Source organism: Maribacter sp. IgM3_T14_3 (assembly GCF_049603095.1).
In the GTDB taxonomy this organism is placed as follows: Bacteria; Bacteroidota; Bacteroidia; order Flavobacteriales; family Flavobacteriaceae; genus Maribacter.
In genome coordinates this window covers 4,096,951-4,122,056 of the sequence record NZ_CP187138.1, presented here as the reverse complement: position 1 = coordinate 4,122,056, position 25,106 = coordinate 4,096,951, and the positions used below count along the sequence as shown (strand labels likewise).

17 protein-coding genes are annotated in these 25,106 nt (G+C 37.4%); 9 read left to right on the top strand and 8 right to left on the bottom strand.

What is annotated here, in order from left to right:
• The first annotated feature begins 711 nt into the window (after positions 1 to 711).
• Complete coding sequence (locus ACPF9A_RS18125; protein ID WP_423999128.1) at positions 712 to 1,125, top strand: hypothetical protein; 414 nt, start codon at positions 712 to 714, stop codon at positions 1,123 to 1,125.
• A gap of 713 nt (positions 1,126 to 1,838) precedes the next feature.
• Here the strand turns inward: ACPF9A_RS18125 and ACPF9A_RS18120 are convergent.
• On the bottom strand, positions 1,839 to 2,051 hold the full coding sequence (locus tag ACPF9A_RS18120; RefSeq protein ID WP_424004523.1) for a helix-turn-helix domain-containing protein: 213 nt from the start codon (positions 2,049 to 2,051) through the stop codon (positions 1,839 to 1,841).
• Between the two features lie 740 nt (positions 2,052 to 2,791).
• Positions 2,792 to 3,442, bottom strand: coding sequence for a hypothetical protein (locus ACPF9A_RS18115; protein ID WP_423999126.1), 651 nt, complete (start codon positions 3,440 to 3,442; stop codon positions 2,792 to 2,794).
• A gap of 902 nt (positions 3,443 to 4,344) precedes the next feature.
• On the opposite strand from ACPF9A_RS18115, the gene ACPF9A_RS18110 reads away from it, so the two are divergent.
• A complete protein-coding gene (locus tag ACPF9A_RS18110) occupies positions 4,345 to 4,494 on the top strand; it encodes a hypothetical protein (protein WP_423999124.1) in 150 nt (49 codons plus the stop codon).
• Positions 4,495 to 5,109: 615 nt separating this feature from the next.
• Here the strand turns inward: ACPF9A_RS18110 and ACPF9A_RS18105 are convergent.
• Positions 5,110 to 5,238 carry a hypothetical protein gene (locus ACPF9A_RS18105; protein ID WP_423999122.1) on the bottom strand — a complete coding sequence of 43 codons (129 nt, stop codon included), beginning with the start codon at positions 5,236 to 5,238 and terminating at the stop codon, positions 5,110 to 5,112.
• Between the two features lie 14 nt (positions 5,239 to 5,252).
• Positions 5,253 to 5,600 carry an NUDIX hydrolase gene (locus ACPF9A_RS18100; RefSeq protein ID WP_423999120.1) on the bottom strand — a complete coding sequence of 116 codons (348 nt, stop codon included), beginning with the start codon at positions 5,598 to 5,600 and terminating at the stop codon, positions 5,253 to 5,255.
• Between the two features lie 333 nt (positions 5,601 to 5,933).
• Between ACPF9A_RS18100 and ACPF9A_RS18095 the strand changes: the two genes are divergently transcribed.
• Positions 5,934 to 7,691, top strand: a complete 1,758-nt coding sequence (locus ACPF9A_RS18095) for a serine hydrolase (RefSeq protein ID WP_423999118.1) — start codon at positions 5,934 to 5,936, stop codon at positions 7,689 to 7,691.
• Positions 7,692 to 7,814: 123 nt separating this feature from the next.
• On the opposite strand, the gene ACPF9A_RS18090 is transcribed toward ACPF9A_RS18095, so the two are convergent.
• Both ACPF9A_RS18090 and ACPF9A_RS18085 read right to left on the bottom strand, forming a co-directional pair.
• Positions 7,815 to 8,027 (bottom strand): type II toxin-antitoxin system RelE/ParE family toxin, encoded by a 213-nt coding sequence (locus ACPF9A_RS18090; protein WP_423999116.1) that lies wholly within the window; start codon positions 8,025 to 8,027, stop codon positions 7,815 to 7,817.
• Entirely contained in the window at positions 8,014 to 8,166 is a 153-nt protein-coding gene (locus ACPF9A_RS18085) for a hypothetical protein (RefSeq protein WP_423999114.1), read from the bottom strand. Before ACPF9A_RS18085 ends, ACPF9A_RS18090 begins: the two co-directional genes overlap by 14 nt.
• 590 nt (positions 8,167 to 8,756) lie before the next feature.
• On the opposite strand from ACPF9A_RS18085, the gene ACPF9A_RS18080 reads away from it, so the two are divergent.
• A complete protein-coding gene (locus tag ACPF9A_RS18080) occupies positions 8,757 to 9,182 on the top strand; it encodes a hypothetical protein (protein WP_423999112.1) in 426 nt (141 codons plus the stop codon).
• Between the two features lie 380 nt (positions 9,183 to 9,562).
• Here ACPF9A_RS18080 and ACPF9A_RS18075 read toward each other — a convergent pair whose 3' ends face one another.
• Positions 9,563 to 9,859: an HU family DNA-binding protein gene (locus ACPF9A_RS18075; RefSeq protein WP_424004521.1), complete on the bottom strand. Its 297-nt coding sequence runs from the start codon at positions 9,857 to 9,859 to the stop codon at positions 9,563 to 9,565.
• A 277-nt stretch (positions 9,860 to 10,136) separates the two neighbouring features.
• On the opposite strand from ACPF9A_RS18075, the gene ACPF9A_RS18070 reads away from it, so the two are divergent.
• Positions 10,137 to 11,317, top strand: a protein-coding gene (locus tag ACPF9A_RS18070; RefSeq protein WP_423999110.1) for an IS3 family transposase whose coding sequence is annotated in 2 segments (ribosomal slippage) — positions 10,137 to 10,395 and positions 10,395 to 11,317 — 1,182 coding nt in all. Because the reading frame shifts where the segments join, the coding sequence is not laid out codon by codon here.
• Positions 11,318 to 11,900: 583 nt separating this feature from the next.
• A complete protein-coding gene (locus tag ACPF9A_RS18065; RefSeq protein WP_423999108.1) occupies positions 11,901 to 12,275 on the top strand; it encodes a LytR/AlgR family response regulator transcription factor in 375 nt (124 codons plus the stop codon).
• Between the two features lie 1,167 nt (positions 12,276 to 13,442).
• Here ACPF9A_RS18065 and ACPF9A_RS18060 read toward each other — a convergent pair.
• On the bottom strand, positions 13,443 to 13,649 hold the full coding sequence (locus ACPF9A_RS18060) for a hypothetical protein (RefSeq protein ID WP_423999106.1): 207 nt from the start codon (positions 13,647 to 13,649) through the stop codon (positions 13,443 to 13,445).
• An 850-nt stretch (positions 13,650 to 14,499) separates the two neighbouring features.
• Here ACPF9A_RS18060 and ACPF9A_RS18055 point away from each other — a divergent pair.
• The 3 genes from ACPF9A_RS18055 to ACPF9A_RS18045 all read left to right on the top strand — a co-directional run bounded on the left by ACPF9A_RS18055 (position 14,500) and on the right by ACPF9A_RS18045 (position 24,951).
• Positions 14,500 to 14,679, top strand: coding sequence for a hypothetical protein (locus ACPF9A_RS18055; protein WP_423999104.1), 180 nt, complete (start codon positions 14,500 to 14,502; stop codon positions 14,677 to 14,679).
• A gap of 725 nt (positions 14,680 to 15,404) precedes the next feature.
• Positions 15,405 to 16,355 carry a PorP/SprF family type IX secretion system membrane protein gene (locus ACPF9A_RS18050; RefSeq protein WP_423999102.1) on the top strand — a complete coding sequence of 317 codons (951 nt, stop codon included), beginning with the start codon at positions 15,405 to 15,407 and terminating at the stop codon, positions 16,353 to 16,355.
• Between the two features lie 298 nt (positions 16,356 to 16,653).
• Positions 16,654 to 24,951 carry a T9SS type B sorting domain-containing protein gene (locus ACPF9A_RS18045; RefSeq protein WP_423999100.1) on the top strand — a complete coding sequence of 2,766 codons (8,298 nt, stop codon included), beginning with the start codon at positions 16,654 to 16,656 and terminating at the stop codon, positions 24,949 to 24,951.
• The last annotated feature ends 155 nt before the right edge of the window (positions 24,952 to 25,106 follow it).

The window sequence follows — 25,106 nt, the reverse complement described above, 5'->3', positions numbered from 1 at the left end:
TCTCCACTAACTTTGTCCTTGTATTGAAAGTCTTCCTCAATATTAACATATGCTAAGGCAGAACTTTCAAAATCCCTGGCTTCATTTCCTGCATTTTTAAACTTTTTAAAAAAAATTAATGCATGGTAACGTAATTTTTCAGTTGTTATTATCGTTTGATCGGACTTAAGGTGTTAACATAACAATAGATCTTACCTCTCCTTCAGGTATGCAAACAGGTCCATTTTATGTTCATATTTCTGTATATCCATCTTCACAAGGTAGCGGGTCAGTTTCGCTACCCAAGGATATCACTCCAAAAATAGCTATAAATAAAATTCGTTTTGACATCATCGATTATTTTTCCGTGAATTTTATATCCTTCCATTTTCCTTTGTTCGTTTCAATACCTATTTCCATATTTGAAATCTTATCTTTTGATAGAACCTTCATAAAGATAAGAATACTTAAATAATTCCTCTCGTTCCGCATATTTTGAGAATAAGGAAAATAGTGATTTTTTTCGGTGCTTCACTTGCTGTTACCCGGAGCTGGTCGATTTTGATAACTACCTAGTGAAGAACTTCCGCTCTCTAACGGAAAGATTTTTGTAATCCCATTTTTAACCTGAAGGAACAATATGACAGGACACGGTTGGTCGAAAAAAGTACATATTAGTTAACGTTCGTCGAAAATTCAGCATAAATCCCTTTTTCTAAACGTTAGGGAATAATGGAATCAACATTTCAATGGCACCTAATATTTAATTTAAGAAGCGCGGAATCTGTCCGAACCTATCCTTTGCTCTTTTTTGTCCTACTTTGTGGCGTTATCCATGGACAAAGGATATCCATCGAGGTAGGCGAGTTCAGTTCGGTACTGGTAGACCGGGAAGTTCCCATTTATTTTCTTGAGGATCCGGTTCCGATGGTCGTGTTCGACGGTTTCCCGTTGGATGGTGTACATGCGGAAATTATGGAGGGTATCCTTGTCATCGACGTTCCCGATGAAGTCGCCCATTATAATGGTACCGTCGTAGTGCGGTATAAAGTGGATACGGAAGATCCTTCCAAGTATCGCGCCCCTGCCATCGTATCCGTTAATAGGTGCGGGATCATCGAACCGCCGAACGCAACAAAGTTCTAATATCCGAAGTTAGGGGTACTGAGGGAACTTTAATTAAAGGACCGCCAATGGCAAGTATCGAAATAACCGTTTATCCACACTTTGGCTATCACACAGTATCTGACGGCCACTATATCAAATTTCCCTGTCCCCGATTTCCTGTTCGTCCCTGATCGTATAGAGTTGTTCCAGTACGTTCCCGAATATCGCGGTCCACTTATCGTCACCGTTCTTGGTCAGCAGGATCTCGCTTTCCTCGATGGCGATACTTAGATCGTTTATCTCGACCTTCCATTTCGATATGGGATCGGTTATAAATATTTTCTTACGAACTGTAGCAATCGGATATAGTTTATAGTTTGACCGGTTCCACGAACAACGGACCTTGTAATAGTTTTGTTGTTCTATCTTCCCGAATATAAATTCTATCGAACATATCCTCGGGACCGATAGGGCGACGGATATCGGTAGAATCATCCCGGTCGGTAGAGGGGGCGTACGATAAAGGCCCCGCCTTAAAAAAAACGGGACCTCCTGAAAAATCTCATGAATTTAAAAATTCGGGAACCACCCCGACCAACATTGCAAAGGTATACCGGATGCACCGTACCCAACAATAATTGTTGTGTAACACGCTGAATATGTAGTAAAATATCGATATCCCCCTTTCTTACCCGAGGGATTTACGATATGCCCGGTGACGACAATAATGCCCACGTCAAAGGTAGCTCCGGTCATTTTAGTTCCAAATGTCCATAGATCTCCTCGAGGATTTCTTTGGGGTCCACATCCAGTACCTTGGATATCAAATATAGTTCTTCGGCTTTCAGGTTAGAGGAATCCTTATTGCGAAGATCGCTCAGTCGGGACTTCCATATACCGGTCCTGCGCGATATTTCCCCATTGCTCATGGAAATATTGGAAAGATAAACACCTAAATGGGTCATATTAAGATCTATTACCGCTCTTACAAAAATATGGAATACATCGATATCCAAAAGGATATTCAGTGAAACTTGATCTATATATATTACATACTCCGAGAAGGTAAACTTTATCGGTCCGCTTTTTTCCTTACCAAGAACTAATCTTCCATGCTTCAACGGAGCGAACCTTGGCGGCATGATATACACATCGGCATTAAAACTTTTAGGGCAAAAATTGCCCGTTATAATGCACATATCATCGATAGACCACAAAAGGGACGGTTTTCACAACATACTTTTCCTCCGATAACATAGGTTGTCTATATTCACGTAAGCATACTGATCGACCCCTATTTCTTTCATTTCCATATAGTGTTGTTATTTAAGGCTCCTCTCTATAGATTGGAGCTTTTTTTAAGTTTTAACACATAGACCTGAACTCCTAAAAAAATAAATTGACCTGTCGAATTACGAGATGGTGTCCTAACCCATCGTTTTATTAGACTTTTAAGACATGTAACTTAACTTCTTTTCCGTTTACTGAGAATGGAGAATGTGCTTTTCTTTACTTTACTTTAATATCATTAAATTTAATCCCTGAATCATTACTTTCAAAATAGATATCGTTGTCTTCCGGAAGCTGATTCAATAACAAAATAAGTTCTTTAATTTTCATAAATGATCCTTTATTTAGACTTTGGTTTAGCTAAGTTCTTTAAAGCTTAACCTTTTAACTCATTCTTAGTCAATCAAAGTTGTTTCTAAATTTTTAGATTAATTCCTAATTGTATGCCGTAAGCATAAGGTCTATAGTCTTCTCCGAAATTTTTATCACTATATATTGTTAGTGCTGATTTAAAGAACCCTTCGGCAAGAATACTCCATCTATCGTTAATACTCAACATCGCACCGATTTTTGGTTTTATGGCGATACCACTTTTAAGGAGTTCATAATGTTGTACTGGAATTTCATAGATAAATTCATTTTCTACAAAAAGGCGAACTTTTTTTTCTGAGTTTAAAACATATCTATAACCTAAGGATAAACCATAAAAGCTCCATCTTTGAACTAATTCAAAGGGGACGAAAGTTACACCATCTCCAACATTTGATTGGCCACTTTCCCAAAACCTATAACTTGAGGAGCCAAAACCAAGTTTTAGACTATTTTTATCATCTATATTACGATAAATACTAAAGTTAACATTTGGTGAAATTCTTGGCTTTTGTTCTTCTGGAAAGCAACCTTCAATACATTGAATTAAACTTAGTGGTTGATTATAATGTAAAGTTCTTGATACGCCTAAATTAAATTGCAAACTATATTTGCTTACGGTATTATCCTGACCTAGAAGAATTAACGGAGTCGTAAATAGCGTAATGAATAGTAGAATTTTGATTGGATATTTCATGCGATTTTAGTCTATTTATGTACTTTAAAGATGTTTACTTTCGACAATGGTTGCGTTTATACGAAGTCCGTCTACACAAATATCATATCGTTTATTTGAACTTTTCAAATTACTGTTTTTTACACTTTGATCTTGAGTTCCAAAAGAGGATGCAACTTTCAGGTATTTAATGCAACTGATTTTCGATAAAGTGATAAAATTTTGATAATTAAATTTATAACAATTAAGCCAAAATTAAATTTTCTAAATAATTTTTGCATATTATATATAGCATCCTTCACTACAGCTAAACTCCTGTTCAGTAGCTTTCAATTTACCCTCTATAAATTCATAATCATACCTTGTAAATCCAAAGCATGGGATGTCAACTTCAATAGTGTTATCTTCATAACTAAATGTTCAATCGCAATCGCACAAATTACTTGTGATAATTCCATCAAAATCAAAATTATATCTTCTGACATTTTCTATTTGCAAAAGCCCGTTTTCTTGAGGTCCTCCATCAAATGATGCAGTTTGCTGCTAATTGCCTAAAAGTGTTTGAGGAACTGAGGGTTTCTCGTCGGAGTAACAAGCAATTAAGAAAAATACTGTACAGAAAATCAAGAGTTGTTTTTTCATCGTTTATTTAAACTTTACAAAATATGACAAGGAGCCCTTAATTATCTAATAAATGTACTAATTTCAAATCTATTATTTCTTATTTATAATATGAATTAACAACCCTTTAAAACTAGCTCAAAAACAACACTATCCATAAAAAGTATATAATTCCGATGAACAAAAACGCTATTCAACACTTTTCATCATTTTGACATCATAAAAGCCACACTTGACAACATTCGGGTTTTTCGCGTGCCTTTCACAAGTACATTTGAGCCAGAATCAAAACACAAATTGTTATGAAACCTAAGACTAAGAGTTTACTATATTTTACAAGTTTCGTTATAGCTGCATTAAGTTACTATCATATGGAAAATAGCAACCTACAGAATACCGAAATCGCAGTACATACACAAGCTCAAGTTTCTACCCAAGAAGCTTTGAAATAAAACATATAACACGAATCTACCTACTTGAGTAAAGGCTTGGAGAAATCCAAGCCCTTTTTTTGTTTTTATAACTTGGTGCCTGGTTAAATGCAATACGTTTTAAGAATCGTTTATTTAAACTTTACAAATTAGGACACGTTTTCCTAACCCAATCTTTATTTAAACTCTACGCCAAGATACCGTGTTCAATTCTTCCTAAAGCCTACATAACCTTATGTACGACTTTTAAACTCTTTAAAAGTGATTCAGAGGTTATCCCGCCCAAGGCTTTTGACTTTGTCTTTAACCACTTTTCAAAGTTAGTTTTATCCTCGAAAACTGATTCGCCTTATTCTTTTAATCGAATTGGTTCTTTCTTTAAGTTTTCCATTCTTTAATTTGATGGTTATGTTTAGCTACGTGGTGTCCTAACTTATCCTTTTATTTAACTTTTGTAATTCAACAAATCATTAAATCAAAATTTAGTAGAATATCAAAATCTTCCTAATGATTTCAGTTTACGATTACTTACGCCATAAATTTTTTATAAATTAAAACAACACCACCATTTGTTTTACCATAATGTTTGACGCATATAGCAAGTGCCAATTGAGATGGTCCAGATCCTAGATAACCTTAGCTGAACCCCGTTGGTGAAAGCTTACTTATTTTAAGCGATTCTTCTAAAGAAAGTTTTAATCCGTTATAAAATACTTCAGTTTTACCATTGTCATATTTCCCTTGTAACTTAATTTTATCTATCATCCTTTATTTGAACTTCAATTTAACTCCACAGTACTTACTAGATGGCGAAATATCAGTTTATACACCTCTGATATTCTATATGTATCGTTTGAATCCAACCTCCTGATTTCTTCAATTTCCATATTAGGATGGAACGTTTCATTAAACAGTGCTTTATAACAAGTCATTTTAACCAATACGCCGTCTTTGGCACCATCAGACTGCGCCCTAAATGTTCCAACATATTCAATAGTATCAGGGATAATATTAACTGTAAGCTCTTCAGATACTTCGCGAACCAAAGTTTGTTCATCCGACTCGCCCTTTTCTCTTTTTCCTCCTGGTATGTAATATTTGAACTTGCATTTAGATTTCGTTCTCAATATTTTGCGCCCTTGGATTTCAATAAATGCAATTTTGTCTATTTCGGTCATTTCATTTATCCTTTATTTGAACTTTCAACCTCATAAATATACAGATAAAACAGTCCCTTAAAACGACCGTTTTTTCATTCCTTAAATTTATTTTTCCACCCCCCTCATTTCATATTTTTAATTATATCTGAGTATGGAAAACTGGGGTAAGTTTCGTTTCAAATCAGCCGTTTCTTATGTGTTAGCGATTTTTTCGTGGTGAATGACACTTAGGTGACACCTAAATGTCGTATATATTGCAAAAGGATATCGGTAGCTTTGTACCAACAAAATCTTATATAGATGCAAAACAAATCCATAGGAAAACACCTTATCTATCAAAGAAAATTAAAAGGCTACTCACAACAGCAGCTATCCGAGAAAACCGAGGTAACCGTACGTACTATCCAACGCATTGAAAAGGGTAAGGTCCATCCTCATTTGCAGACAATAAAGCTATTGGCAGCTGCCTTAGGCATTGACATGAATGACCTGCTGCCACTTGAAAACCCCAAGGAAGAGTCCCTACAAAAGAAATGGCTCCTGTTGCTTCACGCAACGCCCATCCTTGGCTTTGTCCTGCCCTTGTGCAACGTACTCTTTCCGCTATTTCTATGGATTCACAAAAGAGAGGACAATCCTATTTATGACAGGCACGGAGTCAAAGTCATTAACTTTCAGATTACAGCATTGATACTTTATGTACTATCTTTTGTGGCCTTGCTAACGGTCGAGAAATGGGGGTTTCTTTTTTTCATAGTTGTTGTTCCCCTATGTCTATCGCTTGTCTTGGGTAATATCGTCTATGCGGTCAAAACCCACAAATGCTATTATCTTCTGTTCATACCATTTCTAAGGGCCAAAACAAACACTCTGGCAAAAGCGATTTTGCTATTGTTAGCGGGAATGGCTTCGTTTAGTTGTTCCTCCCAGGGTATTGAAATAGTGACACGTTTAGACGGCACAACCATTTCAAATGATTCGCTTACCTCTAAAATTAACCAGTTGATGGTGGATGCCAAAATGTGCGGTATGGCCGTAACAGTATTTAATGATAGCTCTCCAGTTTACCAAAAAACGTTTGGCTATAAGGATTATCCCAAAAAATTACCCTTGACCGATTCCACCAATATTTATGGTGCTTCTTTGAGCAAAGCTTTGTTCAGTGTAGTGGCTTTGAAATTGGTGGAAGAGGGCCTAATCGATTTGGATACTCCGCTAGAATCCTATCTACCTAAGAAAATCTACGATTACGAACCCAAGACCCGTTGGCACGATGATTTTACTACTCTGAAAGAGGATAGCTTGTACCACAAAATAACGGCCAGAATGTGCCTTTCACATACCACGGGTTTTGCCAACTGGCGATGGGACGAACCGGATAACAAATTAAAGGTACATGGGGAGCCAGGTGCTCAATACGGCTATTCCGGTGAGGGTTTTGTATATCTGCAAGTGGTTTTAGAAAAACTCACAGGGAAGGGCTTGCAGGAGCTTGCGGATGAGCGAATATTCAAACCTTTGAAAATGCACAACTCGGCATACGAATGGAAAGCGCGTTTTGATAAAGACTTTGCCTTTGGCCATAACAAGGAGAGCGAGAAATATAAAAAAGATATCGATAACGAACCACGTAGTGGAAGCACCTTGGAAACAACCGCCTCGGATTATACGAAGTTTTTACAGGCCGTGCTCAGAAAGCAACTGATTTCACAAACTGCGTACAAGGAACTTTTCAGTCCCCAGATCAGATTGAAATCTCTTATTCAATTCAACGAGGGTTCCAATATAATGACAGATAAGTACGACCACCTTAACTTAAGCTATGGTTTAGGTTGGGGCTATCTGCAATCACCTTATGGAAAAGGCGTCTTAAAAGAAGGCCACGGTAATGGCTTTCAGCACTATTCTATTCTGTTTCCACAAGCAGGAAAAGGAATTATGATTATGACCAATAGCGATAATGCCGAAAGTATTTTTAAGGAACTTTTGGAAGTTGCCATTAAAGATGTCTATACTCCATGGGAATGGGAAAATTATATTCCATACAATAAAAGTTAAGGCATTTTTTGAATTAGATCCTTTATTTGAACTTTACTTCAGGTGTTTAGGAAAGTCCATCTTACCGCCAAGCACTCTAACTATGAAAATGCAGTTAGCATCTAATTAATAAAAAACTACGTGTCATTTGTATCGATACCTTAAAAGCATTTGGTTTTTCACGGCAACATATCTTCTACCCATATCTGAATTATTGGATAGTTCTTCCAAAATATCCTTTAAACCTTTCGCATATTTAGAAGATTGAGTTGTACAAAACTCCCTTATGGTGAATTTGGCAAAAAACTTAATATCGCTCTTTGCCTTAACACTAAGTATGCAACTATTGTCCGGCATTATGTTCATTTATAGCTTCTTCCCAGATACTATCTATAGTAGCATTAGAAGGGCCGCTTTCCATTCCTTCAATAAGAGCATCATTTAAATCTACAATGCGTTTTCTTAGTTCCTGATTCTTTCCAATAATATCTTTCACATATTCGCTATCGATGGTATAGAAACCTTGTTCGATTAGGCTTTTAACATAAGCCTCCTGTTATTGTGTAAATGTGATGGATTTTCTAATTTAACCAAAATGAACCAATTTTATTAATAGTGATTTAATTTAAGAATAATTTCTGATGTAGTCAACATTCCCTAATAATTAAAACAATTTTGCAAATTATTCTTTTTATACATTTTTACGAAATACGACCTAGTGTCCTAACTTATCCTTTATTTGAATTTTAATGTTTGAAATTTATACAGTGGCATCGAATGGATTGGAACCATTGTTATCACTCTGACCTATTCGTCGGACACGTTGACAAGAAAATAAAATTGATTCAATACGCGAAATGAAGGTAATAACTATGACCAAGTGGCCGTAAAAAAACATACTATTCCCTCAGGGTACTATCCGGCACCTGATACCATTGCGACCCGATTATTGAAGGGCCTGACCACCCGAACTTTGCTTCAACCGCCCTTTTACCCATTTTTTCTGCAGTTCGACCGAAAGGGATACGTTTCCGAAAATTCCAATGTTCATTGTTTAATAGTACCCCGTCCTTAAAACCTATTTGTATGAAGATCAGAACAGTCGTACTCGATGATTCCCCACTACTGCTTATAGCCAATTGCAAAGTGGTCGCCCGGAACCCCTACCTAAAATTGGTCTCTAGTTTTACGGACGCCCGACTTGCGATCCGGTACCAGAACGAGGACCTGGTCTGCCTGTTGCCCACCGATGTGGAAATATCGGTCATGGACGGTTTCCAGATAATGAAAACGGTACCGTCGCATATCCACGTTGTCATGAACTCCTCCGATACCGGTTTTGTACCGGAGACCGAGCGTTCGGGCGCGAGCGCCTTTTTACACAAGTCCGTTACCAGTAGGGACCTGAAGGACGCTATCTCGGCAAAACTGAAAAAGGGCTTCGGGTACGATGGGAAGGCACGGGAGCCTTACCTTTCCCGCAAAAGGTATCTTATAACGGCGGTCCGATGAAAAATATCGATGACATTATCGGCGAGTGGTCAAGGGAGCTCCTGCTAGCGGAGCGGTATGCCAGGATATGTGCACTGCTCATACTTATCTGTATGTCGGGAACCGTAGCGCTGACTTGGCTTACAGAGACGGACGGCAGTACGATGTTGCTAGTGCAGTTGGCGGCTTTCCTCATCGAGGTGCGTTGCGCATATCGTATACATGGAATGATGAAAAAATTATATTCGGAGACAGGGAAATAACCCCCCAACAGGATACAGGTCCGTGGCACGCTTCGCTATGTGGGCCAACGATATGATGGTACGTTCCCCTTGCCCGGGACGTCCGAAAAGTACGTTTTCACGAACGCACCATGGTAGCTGGTCGGGGAAGGTCTACGTTCAAAGGACATCCTTCATGTTCCGGTTCAGGATATCGCTGGGGGCAAACTTCACCACGTTCGTGGCGGAAACGAAAATGCGTTGACCTGTGGAAGGGTTTATACCGACCCTGGCATCCCTGCGGACCACGGACCAAGAGCCGAAACCCTTCAAAGTGACCTTGTTACCATTTTTCAGCGCTATGGTAATGTTGTCCATGATGGATTCCAGTACCCTGTCGGCCTGATTTTTTGTCAAACCGACCTCTTCAGAGATATAATGGGAAAGTACGGTCCTGTTCAAGATAGTAGTCTTTATTATTTTTATAGAATAAATATATGCTTTTTTTTTTAATGGGAAAATCTGTAGAGCGATCCCATTATTAATTTAATCATCCTGCCCGTTCCACCGATATCCATATCAATTAAGAATGTAAGATGTCCAAAGCGTTTAGACGTCTAACCGATGGACACGTAAACTATTTGACAATTCTTATTTTAAGTCCTTCGGGCTATTCCGGTCATCTGTTGGACTTACTATATTTAACTGGACACAAAGTTAAGAGCGTGTTGGCTGTTTAAATTAACTTTAAAACATGTCAAGAGAAAAAAGGAATTACAGTGTAGCGTTTAAAGAAAAAGCCGTGGAACTAAGCTATGCCCGTGGCAGTGTTGTGGAGATATGTAGGGAACTGGACATCCCCACTTCGGTACTGAGCCGATGGCGAAGGGAATCCCAGGCTTATGGGAAAAACAGTTTTCCGGGAAAGGGAAACCCAAAATTGACCGATGAACAGAAGGAGATTGCGGAGTTGAAGAAAAAATTAAGGGATACCGAGATTGAACGCGATATCCTAAAAAAGGCAATAGCCATCTTCTCCTAGGGCGACAGGAAAAATATAGGTTCATAAAACACCATAAATTCAAATTTCCAGTTGGGAGGATGTGCAAAATGTTCAATGTAAGTAAAAGCGGGTATTATAATTGGTTGGTGAGGGGGCCATCGAAGATGTGGTACGAGAACGAGGCCATATCATTGGCTATCCGTGATATTTTCAAAGATAGCTTCGGGAGTTATGGGGCACCCAGGATCAAAGTGGAACTCTCAAAAAAGGGATATCGTGTCTCAAGGCCTAGGATAGCCAGGATAATGAGGGCCAATAATCTATTTGCCAGAAGAAAACGTAAATTCAGGTTTACGACAGATTCCAATCATAATTATCCAATAGCTCCCAATATATTAAATCAGGACTTTACAGTCGATAGAGAAAATCAAGTATGGGTCTCTGATATCACATACATCCAAACCAAACAAGGCTGGATGTATTTAACGGTTATTATAGATCTGTTCCATCGAAAAGTTGTAGGATGGGCAATGAGCCGAACTTTAAGTACTAATGATACTATAATCCCAGCTTGGAAGATGGCGGTCATATCAAACCCCGTTACCAAAGAACTCATATTCCATTCCGATAGGGGGTCGCAATATGCTAGTTACAGTTTTACAAATATCTTGAAAAATTATAATGGATGGGTAAAACAAAGTATGAGCAGAAAAGGAAATTGTTGGGACAACGCAGTGGCCGAATCCTTCTTTAAGAGCTTAAAGGTTGAATGGGTCTACAAACATGATTATGGACTTAGTACCGAAGCGGAGCTGTCGGTCTTCCAATGGATCGAAACCTGGTATAACAGAAGAAGAATACACTCCACTTTGGGGTACAAAACAATAGAAGAATTTGAAAACGAAATGTCTAACCAAAAAATAGCCGCATGACTCTTATCTAATTGTCCACTTTTTTGTTGCAAGTCCATCGGAGCCATTTCAGCCATTTTGGGCGACTTTCCTTTTCTTGGAAATTTAGTTTACCACAAAAGAACCGGCTATAAAACCTTCGCTTAGGGTCCTATAAATCAAAACAAATCATTTATTTTTATTCGAAATGGAGTTGCTGCGCAAACTCCCGTTGAGATGTTAAATGTGTTTTGATGAACATCATCGACCAGGTCTTACTTTCCATTTATAGGTTACTGACAACAAATCCTACGACGGGTACATCTAAAACATTAAATTGGAGTCGATTTAGTTGAACGGAGTAATTTTTTTATAGAATCAAAGATATATTGCCATAGACAAGCCTTTTTTGCTTTTAGCTTTTATTATTTTGAACTTGGACACCACACAATACCACATGATGTCCTAACTCATCGTTTGATTAAAATTTCTTTAAGACAATAAATGCTTCTTTATTGAGTTAATTTTAGCTAATCAACCACATATAGGCGATTTTTGTTCGTTGGTCTTATAAATTTAGACCTTTTGCAAAAACTAAGTAGGTTTGACATTTAAATAAAACCTTATGAAACTTAATCTTGTGATTGTGGATGATTCTGCAATATGGCTATCTATTGCGGAAAAATTAGCGCTAGCTCATCCTGATGTGGCCAATGTAACTACATTTGATGATTCTTTGGATGCATGGATTTACTTACAGACAAATCAATCAACAGCATTAATGACTGATATTGAAATGCCATGTATAAATGGTTTTTCCTTTCTCTCGATGTTTAGTGCCAAACTACCCATAATTACAACATCTACAAGAAAGAATTATGCTGGGCACGCAAAGGAATTTGGCTGTGTTGGTTTTTTATCAAAGCCATTTTCAAAGAAAGATTTCAATCTTGCTCTAACCAATGTACACGAAAGGATTTCTTTTCAAAAAATTTGCTAAGGCATTTTAGCTTTTAACATCTTCCTTAGAGCCAAGAATATATTGAGTTACTTTTGCAAAACGTCTTTTACCTTTCAAACTTTTGTTTTCAACCTTTATTTGAACTTTGGTTTTCTATAATTCCATATACATTCGATTCATTCTTTTTAGCTCTTCTTTATAGTATGGAATGTCAAGAGATGTTTAGCTATAAGACCTGCAACCTTGTTTCTCATAAAATGCCTTAGCAAATCAAAAGAGAATTCTATTACCACTGTGTTTTATTTTCTTTGTGATTTCGTTCAACGCTAATTTGCAAATGCACATTCCATTATAGCTTTGAAGCATAAATATTTTTTCAATTTCCACCCCTTTTTATGTAGGTAAACCAGAAAGTGAAATCTTTTTCAATTTTACAAATCCAACCTCTTGCTCATTGTTTCTGTAAAAATAATAATCTCTAAAACCATTTCCTAAATCTATCTTGAGTCTTTCTTCATTGAACTCTCTCTCTATAAATACCAATCCAATCCACCATCGTTCCAATAATTATGAAAATTTCGAGAATAAGCTTCAACGCAGATTTTTTTGAGTTCGGTAATGTCCTTAATAGATGCTCTTTTTAGTATCATTATCATCCTCTAATTATACTTTTCAAATTATGACATGGTGTCCTTACTCGTCTTGACATCACAAAAGCCTCACTTGGCAACAATCGGGTTTTTCGCGTCCCTTTCAAAAGTACATTTGAGCCAGAATCAAAACACAAATTATTATGAACCTTAAGGATAAGAGTATACTATATTCTATATGTATCGTGGTAGCTGCTTCAAGTTACTAAAATATGGAAAATAGTGACCTACAGAATACTTAAATCGTAATTCCTACAAAGGCTCCAGTTTCTTCCCAAGAAGCTTTAAACTAAAATATATAACAAGAACATATCTACTTATGAAAGGGCCTGAAGAAATCCAGGCCCTTTTTTATTTTAGTAACATGGTACCTGGTGAAATTCAATGCGTTTTTAGAATCCTTCACTTAAACTACTAGCTACAGGTTAATACTTATTTCAGTTATTTCAAAGAAATCAGCACAAATATCCTCGGTTACAAAAGATTCGTATACATATCCAGAGAATATGACTCTTAGTCCCTCCATTTCAAATTAACTAGAAGGATTACAACACTCTTATAGACCTAAAGGACGGCTTTCAACTTTATCATCTGGTTCTATAATGAATTTATTACACGAAACACCATCTATTGTGCCTTCAGCATTTGTAATGGTCGTCACTACATCCCTGTTTTCTTGTGGAAAGCAATCAGATTTGGAATCATCGTTCGAACAACTTACAATTATTACTAATACTATCGTCAACAAGAATTTTTTGATCATTGTATTTTTTTATAAGACGTCTAAAAATGGTAAAAGATGCGTAATTAAATTTTTTTGACTTTTTCCAAAATCAAAGTGTTTTCTTGAAGATTAATCACCCTTTTATTTATCCTTTGAGCTAATATTTTTCTTTTGGAATTTATAGATTATTGTTACAATTATCCCTATTATCATAATTGAAATTAGAAAACCAAAATTACCGTAGGCAATAGTCGACCAGAATATTGAATACAGGCACAACCAAACTCCAGCACATAGAATAATCCAATTTCTTTAATTCACTTTCAATATTTATCCTTTGTTTAAACTTAAGACCGTGATAAATATACCCAAACTGGAAGTACAAAACAATGTTAAAAAAACTATTATTTCTAGACTATTAAAAAGTTGAAACATTTTCATAAAACTAGCATTATAGAATAAGGAATATTAGGACTTGACATTTAGTTTAATAAAGGTGAATATTATAAATATTAACGGAATTCTGATATTTTGATCAAATGAAAAATTTATTAAAACCATTATCCGTGAAATCCAATTGTGTGAAACAATATTTATTGCCCCATCGTATCTTAAAACAAAGAGTGGAATGAACTTTAGAATTTTTCTTGGAATTACAATTTTAATAATGCTGTTTTTTTCTTGTAAATAAAAGGATTCGGAACTTGACATTAATTTAAATGACGTACTTATCGGTAATTGGTAACTTAGCTAATCTATTCCTAATAGTCGTGATGAGTTGGATTTTAGAAACTTCACCAACGAAAGCAATTTTAGGTTTGAAACGGATGGTAAGTAATCGCATACCGACTACATCTATGATCTCAATGATGACAACCCGTATGAAATCATGAGTTCTTCAGAGAGGACAGGGACTTTTGGTATCAAAGGGTCTAGTATATTTTTTAGGGCTAATGAAATAAAGTTTTGGGATAAAGTTTTCAGTCCGTTACCACACACTACATTAGTGGAAGTCCAAGAATATGGTGATCGATTCGAGATATGGGATGATGTTTTGACACTATGTTAAATATCCTACTTTGATGACGCACCCATTCCCACTAAAATTAATTATAAAGGAGTTGATTAGACACTTATGTTTCAAAAAAAAATAGTTAATTCTGCTAATGAAATCTAACCAACAGGTGATTACTTTTTTTAATGAAATAAGTTCCTAAAATTGGGGGTTTTTCAAAGTAATATGATTTCATGTCCACAATTCTACTTATAAGTGAGTTACTAGCTTTTTTAATTTATGGAATTTTTCAAGCTTTTGATTGGAATTTGGTACTCAGAAGATTACAAACCAAAACATAAGAGCCAATACCCTCGCATTTAAAAAATAGGTCCTTACCTCCCAAGTATTTTTAGTGTGGAGGTCTTCGTTTCTAATTCCTTAATGGACTATAAATTTAAGTAGTTTCATTGTTTTTCAAGGCAGCTAATATCGAAGTTGTTTAATTAATCAATTTATTACAATCAAGTTTTTCCAAACGGTGTAAAACTAAGCTTATTGTAGTAAATAACTGTTTTCCATTAGCGACAATCGTATAGCAAAATACCTCCATTTTAATTGAGACTTATACTAGATATGTGTTTTATTCGTTATGGGAAAACATAAATTGAATTTAATACACTTAAAATCCAATATTTTATTGTGACATTTTAAATAGCAATATAAGTTTGGTCTTCAATTACCCACTAAACCGGCTTAAATAAATACGGTGTGGGTTATAACAACGAAAGAATTATATAATGAGAATTTTATTATTTGTGATAGTATTCAGTACATTGATATTTCAAACAGCGGCTCAAGAGCTAAATCCACCTCAATTATCGCAGTATTTGTCGGACAATCCTTTTGTATTATCACCTACTTACGCCGGTATTGGAGATTATGTAAAAATAAGGCTTAATGGTCTAACCCAATGGGTGGGCGTAAAAAATGCACCGGATACGCAATCATTGGCGGCAGATGTGCGCTTAGGTGAACGTTCAGGTATAGGACTATTTGTATATAACGATAAAAATGGCTACACCGCACAGCAGGGTGCAAGGGTATCATTTGCGCACCATTTGACCTTGAATGAAGAAACAGAACAATTCCTTTCGCTAGGGGTTTCTTACAATTTTAATCAATTCCGCTTAGATGTAAACGAATATATGAACACAACAGGAGATTTCGGTCTTACTGGCGAACGTTCGATAAGTAACCATAACTTTGAAGTTGGCGCTTTATACAGGTTAGGCAATTTTTATCTTAATCTTAACGTGTCCAATATCCTGCCCAAGGACTTAACAAATTTTAATCCAGAATTTGAGCCCAGTAATCTTAGAAATTATTATGTGTATTCCGGATATCGATTTAGAAAAACACCAAGGAGTACCTTAGAAATAGAACCTTCTATTCTATTTAAACTTTACGAAAGTGACGGTAGGTCAGAAACCGACTTGAACTTAAAATTCCGATTTTATGATTTTGAGGATTATTATTATATAGGGCTCAATTATCGTTTTTTGAACGATCAATTAATAGCCCCATTGTATGTTGCTCCTATTTTAGGCCTAAAAAAAGGAAATCTGTATTTCGGATATTCCTATCAAATTATACTTAATGAAATATCCCAATACAACACAGGAACGCACGTGGTAACCCTCGGAATAAATCTTTTCCAGGGAATCAGTAATTGTAGCTGTACTTACTAATAAATATCTTCGATTCAATCTTACAATTTTTTAATTTAAATAATTACGTATGGTATTTAATCAAGACATACTATTGAAGAAAATTTACGTAAACTTATTTCTTCATACAAAAATCAGCACAGAGGCAGGTTTTTACGACTAATTATTTAGATTATTCTTTTTACAACAAAAACCAAGCTATACACAACAATATTTGGGTTTTAATGAACACCTACAATACTTTTGTCTAGTTACTGATTAAATATGACAATTTTTAATTGAAAAGATAACAGAATTAAATTTTCCAAACCTAAATATCATGCAAGTTAAAAATAGTAAAAATAAAAAATTTAAAATTTTTTCTGCTCTGATAATATGCTCTCTTTTTGGCTATGCTACAACCAATTTATTGATAGGCAGTAACTATACAAATATGGTTAGTGAATCTATCTTTGCCGATGACCCTTTAGTAGGACTGTCTGATGCGGTAGGGTATTGTGGAACCAATGGTATTGCATTGCATGAATTCTACCTTTGCGGCACTAATGACGAAAGAGCATTAAACTTAAATATAGCTGACGCCCAACAAATAATATGGTACAAACTTCAGGAGGGTAGCTGTGACGAAAGTGATCCCGGTTGTCCGAACACTTTGATTGGATGTAAGTGGGACCAACTATCTAGTAGCACTCAGTTCAACATTGACACTGAAGGGGAATATAGGGTTAATATACAATACATCAATGGTGACTCAGACCGCCACTATTTCAAAGTATATACCAATGGTCTTAATCCAAGCGCAGTTGTAAGCAATCTGGACTGTACTGGTCCAGGTAGCATTACCATAAACAATATACCAGCAGACTATGAATTTAGTATTAATAATGGTATAAATTGGGTAAATAACAACGTTTTTTCTATTGCAAGCACTGGTGTATATGATGTTTTGATTAGAAGAAAAGATAATGCAGAGGGTTGCGAATTTTCTGTAAAAAATATCGCCGTTAACAATAACAGCATTAATGCCACCTCAACGGTAACACCGATAACTTGTAATACAACCAAAGGAAGTATTGCTATAGCAGTTGCTGATCCTTCAACAAATTATATATTTAACATAAATCAGGGAGGCAATCTTATTCATTCTTCCGGTCCTACAAGCGATGCCGGCTATATCTTTGAAAATCTTGATGTGGGCAATTATGATATAGAAGTGACCTTGGCTAGTGTTTCTAGCTGTTCATGGACTTCTTCTATAACAATATCCGATTTTAATGCAATACTTCCCAATGTAGTGGTAAGCAAGAATATTGATTGTTCTCCAGGAATCATCACGGTTTCTGAAAACGGTGGAAATGCACCATATGAATATAGTATTGATGGAGGAGTGTCTTATACACCCTTTAACGCTGGGGACCAGACTACCATTGATATCGCAACTGCTGGCACCTATACTGTAACCGTTAAAGATAGCAATGGTTGTGAAATTGATGGTACTACTAAAGATGTCATAAACGAACCAGAAATTATCTATACCCTTACTCCCACGGATGTTAGTTGTAATGGTGTAGATGATGGCTCAATTATCATTGATATTAGCAACTCACAAGGGTATTCAATAACATTTAGTATAGATGGGGGTACTACTTTTCAAACCTCAAAAGTATTTAGTAATCTAACAGCTGCAACTTATCCAGTTGTTATAAAAAAAGAAAAAGCTGGCAGTAGTTGCAATGTTGTTCACGGCGATGTAGTTATTGCGTCCAATCCTACCTTCACGGTAGCGGCGAACATTACACAGGAAATTGACTGTGCAACAGGTTTTGCAGAATTAGAGGCTAATGTTACCACAGGCGGTGTTGCTCCATTTTTATATAGTTTGGATGGTGTTACTTTTCAGTCAAATAATGACTTTCCAAATCTTGGTGCGGGTGAATATATTATTACGGTTAAAGACGTTATCAACTGTTTGGCCACCGCTACAACTACCATAGACGGCGGGAGTAATCCTACGGATATTTCATTCTCAGTAACCGATGTAGACTGCACGGCAGGACTATCGGATCTGTTACTCACGGTAAACAGTACAAGTACTACGGCAACTTATACCTATGAAATCGTAAGTCCTATAAACCTTACATCTCCAGATAATACCTTTATTGACCTTGCTTCGGGAACCTATACTTTTGAGGTTACCGCGGACGATGGTTGTAAAATCAAACGTAATTTTACGGTACCGGAGACTTCTAATTTTGAGGTAAATGCTACGGTTATAAAAAATGTTAGTTGTTTTGGTTCAACAACCCCCGATGGAAGCATAGACGTAACGGTCAACGATTTTGATACCGCTTACGATTTTGTAATTAATGATAACTTAGGGACACCCACAGGACTTGGACAAACAGGGATTACAACCAATACCATTAATGTATCAGGTTTTTCAGCTGGTAGCTATACCTTAATTGTGAATGATGCCACAGGAAGTTGTTCCGTAGAGAAAATATTTGAAATAAAAGAACCTACAACAGCTTTAACAGTTGCTACGCCAATGGCAGCTAATATATCCAATATAAATTGTGGTTCTCCGGGATCAATAAGTATAAACGCTTCTGGCGGATGGGGAAATTATACCTATTCGGTAAGGCAACCTGATCTTGTTGAAACAACCGAACAAACCAGTAGTGTTATCAGTGGTTTGGACCAACTTGGAGTGCATACGATAATTGTAAAGGATATCAATGGTTGTGTAGACGATTCACAAACTTTTAGTATAGAAGACAATGGTGGTCCTACCGCAGTTGTAGATGCCACCTCGTCTAACTATTGTTATTCTACCCTTAGTTCTGGGGAATTAAAAATTGATATTACAGACGGAACAGCGCCCTTTTATTATACAATAAATAACGGATCTCCCCAAAACGTCACAGGTACAAGCTTTACCTTAAACGGTCTTACACCAGATGACTACCAGATTAAAGTAATTGGGAGCAATGGTTGCGAAACGCTTGTTGACGATACAAAAATTGCTGGGCAATTATTTGCTATAGCGTCTATTACAAAACCTTTAGGATGTGGTGCATCACCAGATGCCATTATAGCGGTAACGGCGCAGGAAGGATACCCAGACCCAGATTATACCTTTGAAGTTAGCACGGATGGTGGAGGTACTTATGGGCCTGCTACAATGCCTTACACAGCTACTACGGCGGATACCTATCAGTTTAAAGTCACGGATAGTAAAAATTGTGTGGTAATTACCGATCCGGTGACCACTACGGTAGCGCCAAATTTAACCGTCAACCCTATCATTACCGATACCAGTTGTGGCGAACCAGGCTCTGGAGCTGTAGAATTTGATGTTACAGGTGGAACGGGGCCTTTTGAATATAGCTTAGACGGTGGGACTTCTTTTACAGCAAATTTACCTGTTTTCAATAATTTAGATGCTCAGGATTATGATTATGTAGTTCGCGATAATTTAGGTTGTGAAATTAGTGGAACAATAACTATTGGAGCGGGAGACCCCCCAAGTTTTAACTTGGACATAACGGACAAAGATATCGAATGCCCTGCTACCGTAGGTGGTGCCATGCAATGGGGTAGAATATATGTAACTAATCCCGTAGATGCCGTAGCGCCATATTCGATTAGACTTAATTTAAGCAACAACAGAACTATTAGTACCTATAACAATGTTAATCCTGCTGCTGCTGCCAACCAGGATGCTAGTGGAAATTTTTCATACGATATTACCATGTTTTGGGCAAGAACTTTGTATGTAGAAGTTGAAGATGCACGGGGTTGTGTCTGGACCTCGGCAAATTTTACGGTAACTCAACCAGAATTGCCAGTAACCCATTCAGGACCGGCAATTGAACTCGATGGAACCCCAGTCGTACAAAGCTGTACCAATGGCTCTCCGATATTTGACTTAGAAATCACCAATGCGCTGGTTGGACCATTTCTCTATAGAATATGGCCAAGTACGCTGGTAGATTCAGATGACGATGGCGTTTTTGATGATTTTGGCACCTACGAACCCTTTGACGATACAACCAATAAGCATCCAAAATATGATAATACCATTACAGGTAACCGTGTAATGCGTTTTGGGGCACCGCATCATGATTTGTTGTTTGGTGTAGAATATAGGGTCATCATTTATGATGAAGCTACGGGTTGTTACCGTTGGAGAACTTTAGGGCAAATTGAAGTACCAAGTCCTGGTCTTGACCTAACGGTACAGCGACAAAGTTTAACTTGTAGTACTGGTTCAACAGGTACCATACGTATGAATGTGACCAATCATGACCAAACAAGTGATATAGATTATGAAATTACGGTTGCAGGCAATCCTACTAATATCATACGCAGTGGTACTGTTTCAGGGGCAGGATCACCCGTTACCATAGATGAAACGGGTCTAGGTAGAGCCTGGTATGTTGTTGCAATTACCGATGGATCTGGTTGTACTACCGCTGAACGCATATTTATAGATAGACCTGGAAGTGCTTTAGGTTTAAACATTACAAGCAATATCCCTGCCAATTGTTTTTCAGGGGCACAATTAACGTTTGTTGGAACCAATGGATGGAATAATGAGTCTTATTTTCAGGCCCGTAATAATATAGATAATACCTGGAGAACCTATGAATATGCAGTGGTACCACAGAATGGTACTACTTTTGATCCAAACACCGATGCAGGATATAGTACTGCCAATAGTATTGAATTAAATCCTACCGCTTATGATGGTATTGAGAATGTGTACACGGTTTATGTAAGGGATGCTAGCGGATGTTTTGTGAGCCAAACGGTAACAGTCACGAAAGATAGTGAACCTGAAATCACCAGTATAGATGTGCCAGACCGTTGTACCTCTAGCAATGAGCTATATACCGTAAATGCTATTATTATTAACGGACCGGGTACCAACCAATATATTTGGGATGGTAATGTGACCAACAGTGCCACGGCAATCTTAGGCCCAGGCAACCATACCTTAACGGTAAGAGATGGTAATGGCTGTGAAGACACCGAAAATATCTTTATCTACCCTCAAATGGTAAGTAAGGCCAATATCACCCAAGTTGAGCTTTGTGATCCGCCAAATAGCGGAGAAGTCACCATAGAGGTATATGGGGGATCTACGGATTATACTTTTGAAAGATTGGATACTGCCGAAATAAATACAACAGGGGTTTTTACAGGTTTAGCACATTCTACTACCTATGATTTTTCCGTTACGGACAATCAATCAGGTTGTGCGGTACAATTTGTCAGTGCAACTTTAGATGCTCCGGATACACCAAATTTTGAAGCTAGAGTACTACAGCATGTAAGTTGTAACGGCGGTAATGAGGGTAGTATTATTGTTGAACAAACAGCTGGTGCCGCAAATACAGATGTGGTTTACGAATACAGCTTAAACGGTGGTGCATACAGCGCTTCTAACCTTTTTGAAAATCTAATTGCAGGTTCCTATACCGTTAGCGTAAGGTCATCTAAAAATTGTGAACAAATTATAACTCCAGATTTAGTAGTTACTGAACCTATGGTGGTTTCGGGCAGTGCATTGGCATCGTCATTTGAATGTAACGCCGACAATTCTTTGGGCATCGCTACGGTTACGGCAACGGCAAGTGGAGGAACAGCGCCATATGCCTATAGTTTCAATGGCAGCAGTTATACCAATGGCAATACATTTGAGATTCCGTTTACCAATCTTGCGCAAACGGTCACTGTTGACATTATCGATGCCAACAATTGTATCAGTACTTTGCCTATAACTGCTATGGTGGATGCAGCTGTAAAAGTTGAAGCTACAATTACGGAAACACAGGCTATGAACTGTGAGGACGATGCTATTTTTGAAGTAAGCACCACCTCAGGGATAGGACCTTTCACTATAACGCAGTTACCCGGTTTATCCCCGCAAGTAGCTATTTCGGGTACTACGGTTACTATTGATGCAGGCAATCCGGATACGTATGTTTTTGAAGTCTATGATACTGTAACTATGTGTAGCACCCAAGTATCCTATACGGCTTTAACATTTGATAATATAGATATTACGAACATAACAAAAGTGAACGATATTAGTTGTGAGTCTTCTTCCGATGGTGAATTTACCTTCACGGTCAGTGGCTTTACCACAGATTTTTCCTATGAAGTCTATGAAGCTGGGAATACTACAACGCCTTATATTGCTTCTCAAACAGGCAGCAGCACAACGGCAGTTTCTGTGAATGGGCTACCAAGTGGAATATATTATATTGTAGTTTCCGATAATGATACAGCTTGTGAAAGGAAGTCTAACTTTATTACAATACAAGCCCCGACGTTTACCTTGGCTTTTGATAGCTTAGAAATAACGAGGGATATACAATGCAACCCAGCCAATGATGCAGAAGTAATTGCAACGGCAATAGGTGGTTGGGGGACTTATGAATTTCAATTGGTAAATATGGCTACGAGTGCCGTAGAACAGGCTTTTGATGCAAATAATGTTTTTGGAGGTTTAGCATCTGGCGTTACCTATCAAGTGACTTTAAGAGATGGTAATGGATGTGATAATGTGGTACAGAATATTACAATCCCTACCATAACAAATATTATCATAGATAATAACCCAACGGTAGTACAGCCTACTTGTTTTAACACCTCTGACGGTAGTATAACAGTTACTGCTGCAGGTGGGCAAGGTAGTACACATTACCAATATGTGTTAAATAATTTGGATATAGGCGTAGCTACTGCTGCACAGGTAAACAATACTTTTGACAACCTTTCAGAAGGGCAATATACGGTAACTGTATCGGATGATTTAGGGTGTAGCGACGTAACCCCAACTATTCAACTAATAAATCCTGGTAAAGTAGTAATTGATGGGTTTATAAGCGCGGAACCTACATGTTTGTCGCAAGGTGAAATAACCCTAAATGCAACAGGTGGATCTGGTAGTTTTGAATATCGTATCATATCGCCTGCTGGCAGTGATACAGGATGGGGTGTACAAAACGTATATGAATTGGATGCTGGAACCTATGAGTTTATTACAAGGGATGTACCAAACCATTGTGAATCTCCTATTTCAGTAATCAGAACCATACGCAACGTAGATCCATTAGTTGTAATGGTAGATGATACAAATACAACGATTAACTGTTTTGGGGAAACCGATGCCGTTTTAGTAGCTGAGGCCACTGGTGGGTTGGGCGGATATCAATATCAATTGGAAAAAAATGGTGCGCTAGTTGGATCCCCTCAAGACTCTGGTGTTTTTGAGAACTTAGGAGCGGGTACATATCGTATTTTTGCAACTGGTGGCTTGGAGTGTGAAACCTATTCCGATGCTGTGACTATTGTTGATCCGGCAGAGTTGATAGCTGATTTAGGAAATGCTAGTGGTATAAACTGTTTCGGGGAAGAAACGGGGACCATAGAAATAAATGTCACCAACGGGGAAGCACCCTTTACATATATTATTTCTTCAGAACCCTCAAAGGCGGTGGATACCCCTCTGTTTGAAAACTTACCGGCGGGGAACGATTATTTTGTCATTGTACAGGATAAAAACGGATGTGAATTACGAATAGAGAATATCGAGATAACAGGTCCAACAGCTGCTCTGAAAGCAGAAGTGTTACGGGTAGAAAACGAGGTGTGTTCCAGCGATAATAATGGGCTAATAGAAATACTGATTACCGGTGGTACCACCCCATACTCGTATAACCTGACCGAACCTACAGACGGATTCGATACTTTCACCGGTACTACTTTGATTTTGGACACCTTAGATAGCGGGGATTATATCGTTAATATTAAGGATGCGAACGGATGTGAAACCATCCTTATACAACAGGTACTAATTGGTTCCAATCTGTCCGCTACGGTTGCCTCAGAAAGTTTATGTACCAATGGCTATCCATTGTACAATGCAACGGCAGTCTTAGATGACCCGGCTCAAGATACTACAAATTTGGCCTTTGGTTTAGACGATGTAGATCCTTATGATACAGATTTCACAGATTACCAGACGAGCCCTAATTTCAAGAATCTAAGACCTGGTGAACATACCATCAGCATTTTTGATTCGGTATCGGGTTGTCTAGAAGTGGTGAGTTTTACTATCGAAGAACAAGAAGAATTGGTATTGATTAACAAAACTCGGGAAATCAATCAAATTTTCGTGCAGGCGAATGGTGGGGATGGCAACTATACCTACTATTTTAATAACGTTCCGCAAACAGAGGGATCATACTTCGTCAATACATCCGGTGAGTATATCGTAAAAGTTGTGGATGGCAAGGGTTGTGAGGCAGAGCTCATAATACCAATGGAATTTATTGATATCGAAATCCCTAATTTCTTTACACCCAATGGAGATGGCCAGAACGATACTTGGAGCATCAAAAATACCGGAGGATTCCCTAAAATGTACGTAATGGTCTTCGATAGATCCGGAAGAAAACTGACAGAGTTTATTGGTCAAGGAGAATGGGACGGTACTTACAATAACGAAAATCTTCCAACAGGAGATTACTGGTATATTATAAAATTAAACGGCAGAAATGATTTAAGGGACTTTATTGGGCATTTCTCGGTGTATAGATAGTGTCTAGTAAAAATATTTTAGACTTGGAGGGACAAAACTAGGTTAAAATAGTCTTTGTTCCTTTTTAGCTTATTGTAGAGATTTAAGCTCAATAGCTTAGGTAATTTCATCCTTGAATATGAATTGATTTGTCCGGTACCTTAAATTTAGTAATT

Excerpts from the sequence above, each read along its gene's own strand:
- ACPF9A_RS18125 (WP_423999128.1), top strand. The coding sequence starts at position 712 with ATGGAATCAACATTTCAATGGCACCTAATATTTAATTTAAGAAGCGCG.
- ACPF9A_RS18120 (WP_424004523.1), bottom strand. The coding sequence starts at position 2,051 with ATGACCCATTTAGGTGTTTATCTTTCCAATATTTCCATGAGCAATGGG.
- ACPF9A_RS18115 (WP_423999126.1), bottom strand. The coding sequence starts at position 3,442 with ATGAAATATCCAATCAAAATTCTACTATTCATTACGCTATTTACGACT.
- ACPF9A_RS18110 (WP_423999124.1), top strand. The coding sequence starts at position 4,345 with ATGAAACCTAAGACTAAGAGTTTACTATATTTTACAAGTTTCGTTATA.
- ACPF9A_RS18105 (WP_423999122.1), bottom strand. The coding sequence starts at position 5,238 with ATGATAGATAAAATTAAGTTACAAGGGAAATATGACAATGGTAAAACT.
- ACPF9A_RS18095 (WP_423999118.1), top strand. The coding sequence starts at position 5,934 with ATGCAAAACAAATCCATAGGAAAACACCTTATCTATCAAAGAAAATTA.
- ACPF9A_RS18090 (WP_423999116.1), bottom strand. The coding sequence starts at position 8,027 with ATGCCGGACAATAGTTGCATACTTAGTGTTAAGGCAAAGAGCGATATT.
- ACPF9A_RS18080 (WP_423999112.1), top strand. The coding sequence starts at position 8,757 with ATGAAGATCAGAACAGTCGTACTCGATGATTCCCCACTACTGCTTATA.
- ACPF9A_RS18065 (WP_423999108.1), top strand. The coding sequence starts at position 11,901 with ATGAAACTTAATCTTGTGATTGTGGATGATTCTGCAATATGGCTATCT.
- ACPF9A_RS18060 (WP_423999106.1), bottom strand. The coding sequence starts at position 13,649 with ATGATCAAAAAATTCTTGTTGACGATAGTATTAGTAATAATTGTAAGT.
- ACPF9A_RS18055 (WP_423999104.1), top strand. The coding sequence starts at position 14,500 with ATGAGTTCTTCAGAGAGGACAGGGACTTTTGGTATCAAAGGGTCTAGT.
- ACPF9A_RS18050 (WP_423999102.1), top strand. The coding sequence starts at position 15,405 with ATGAGAATTTTATTATTTGTGATAGTATTCAGTACATTGATATTTCAA.
- ACPF9A_RS18045 (WP_423999100.1), top strand. The coding sequence starts at position 16,654 with ATGCAAGTTAAAAATAGTAAAAATAAAAAATTTAAAATTTTTTCTGCT.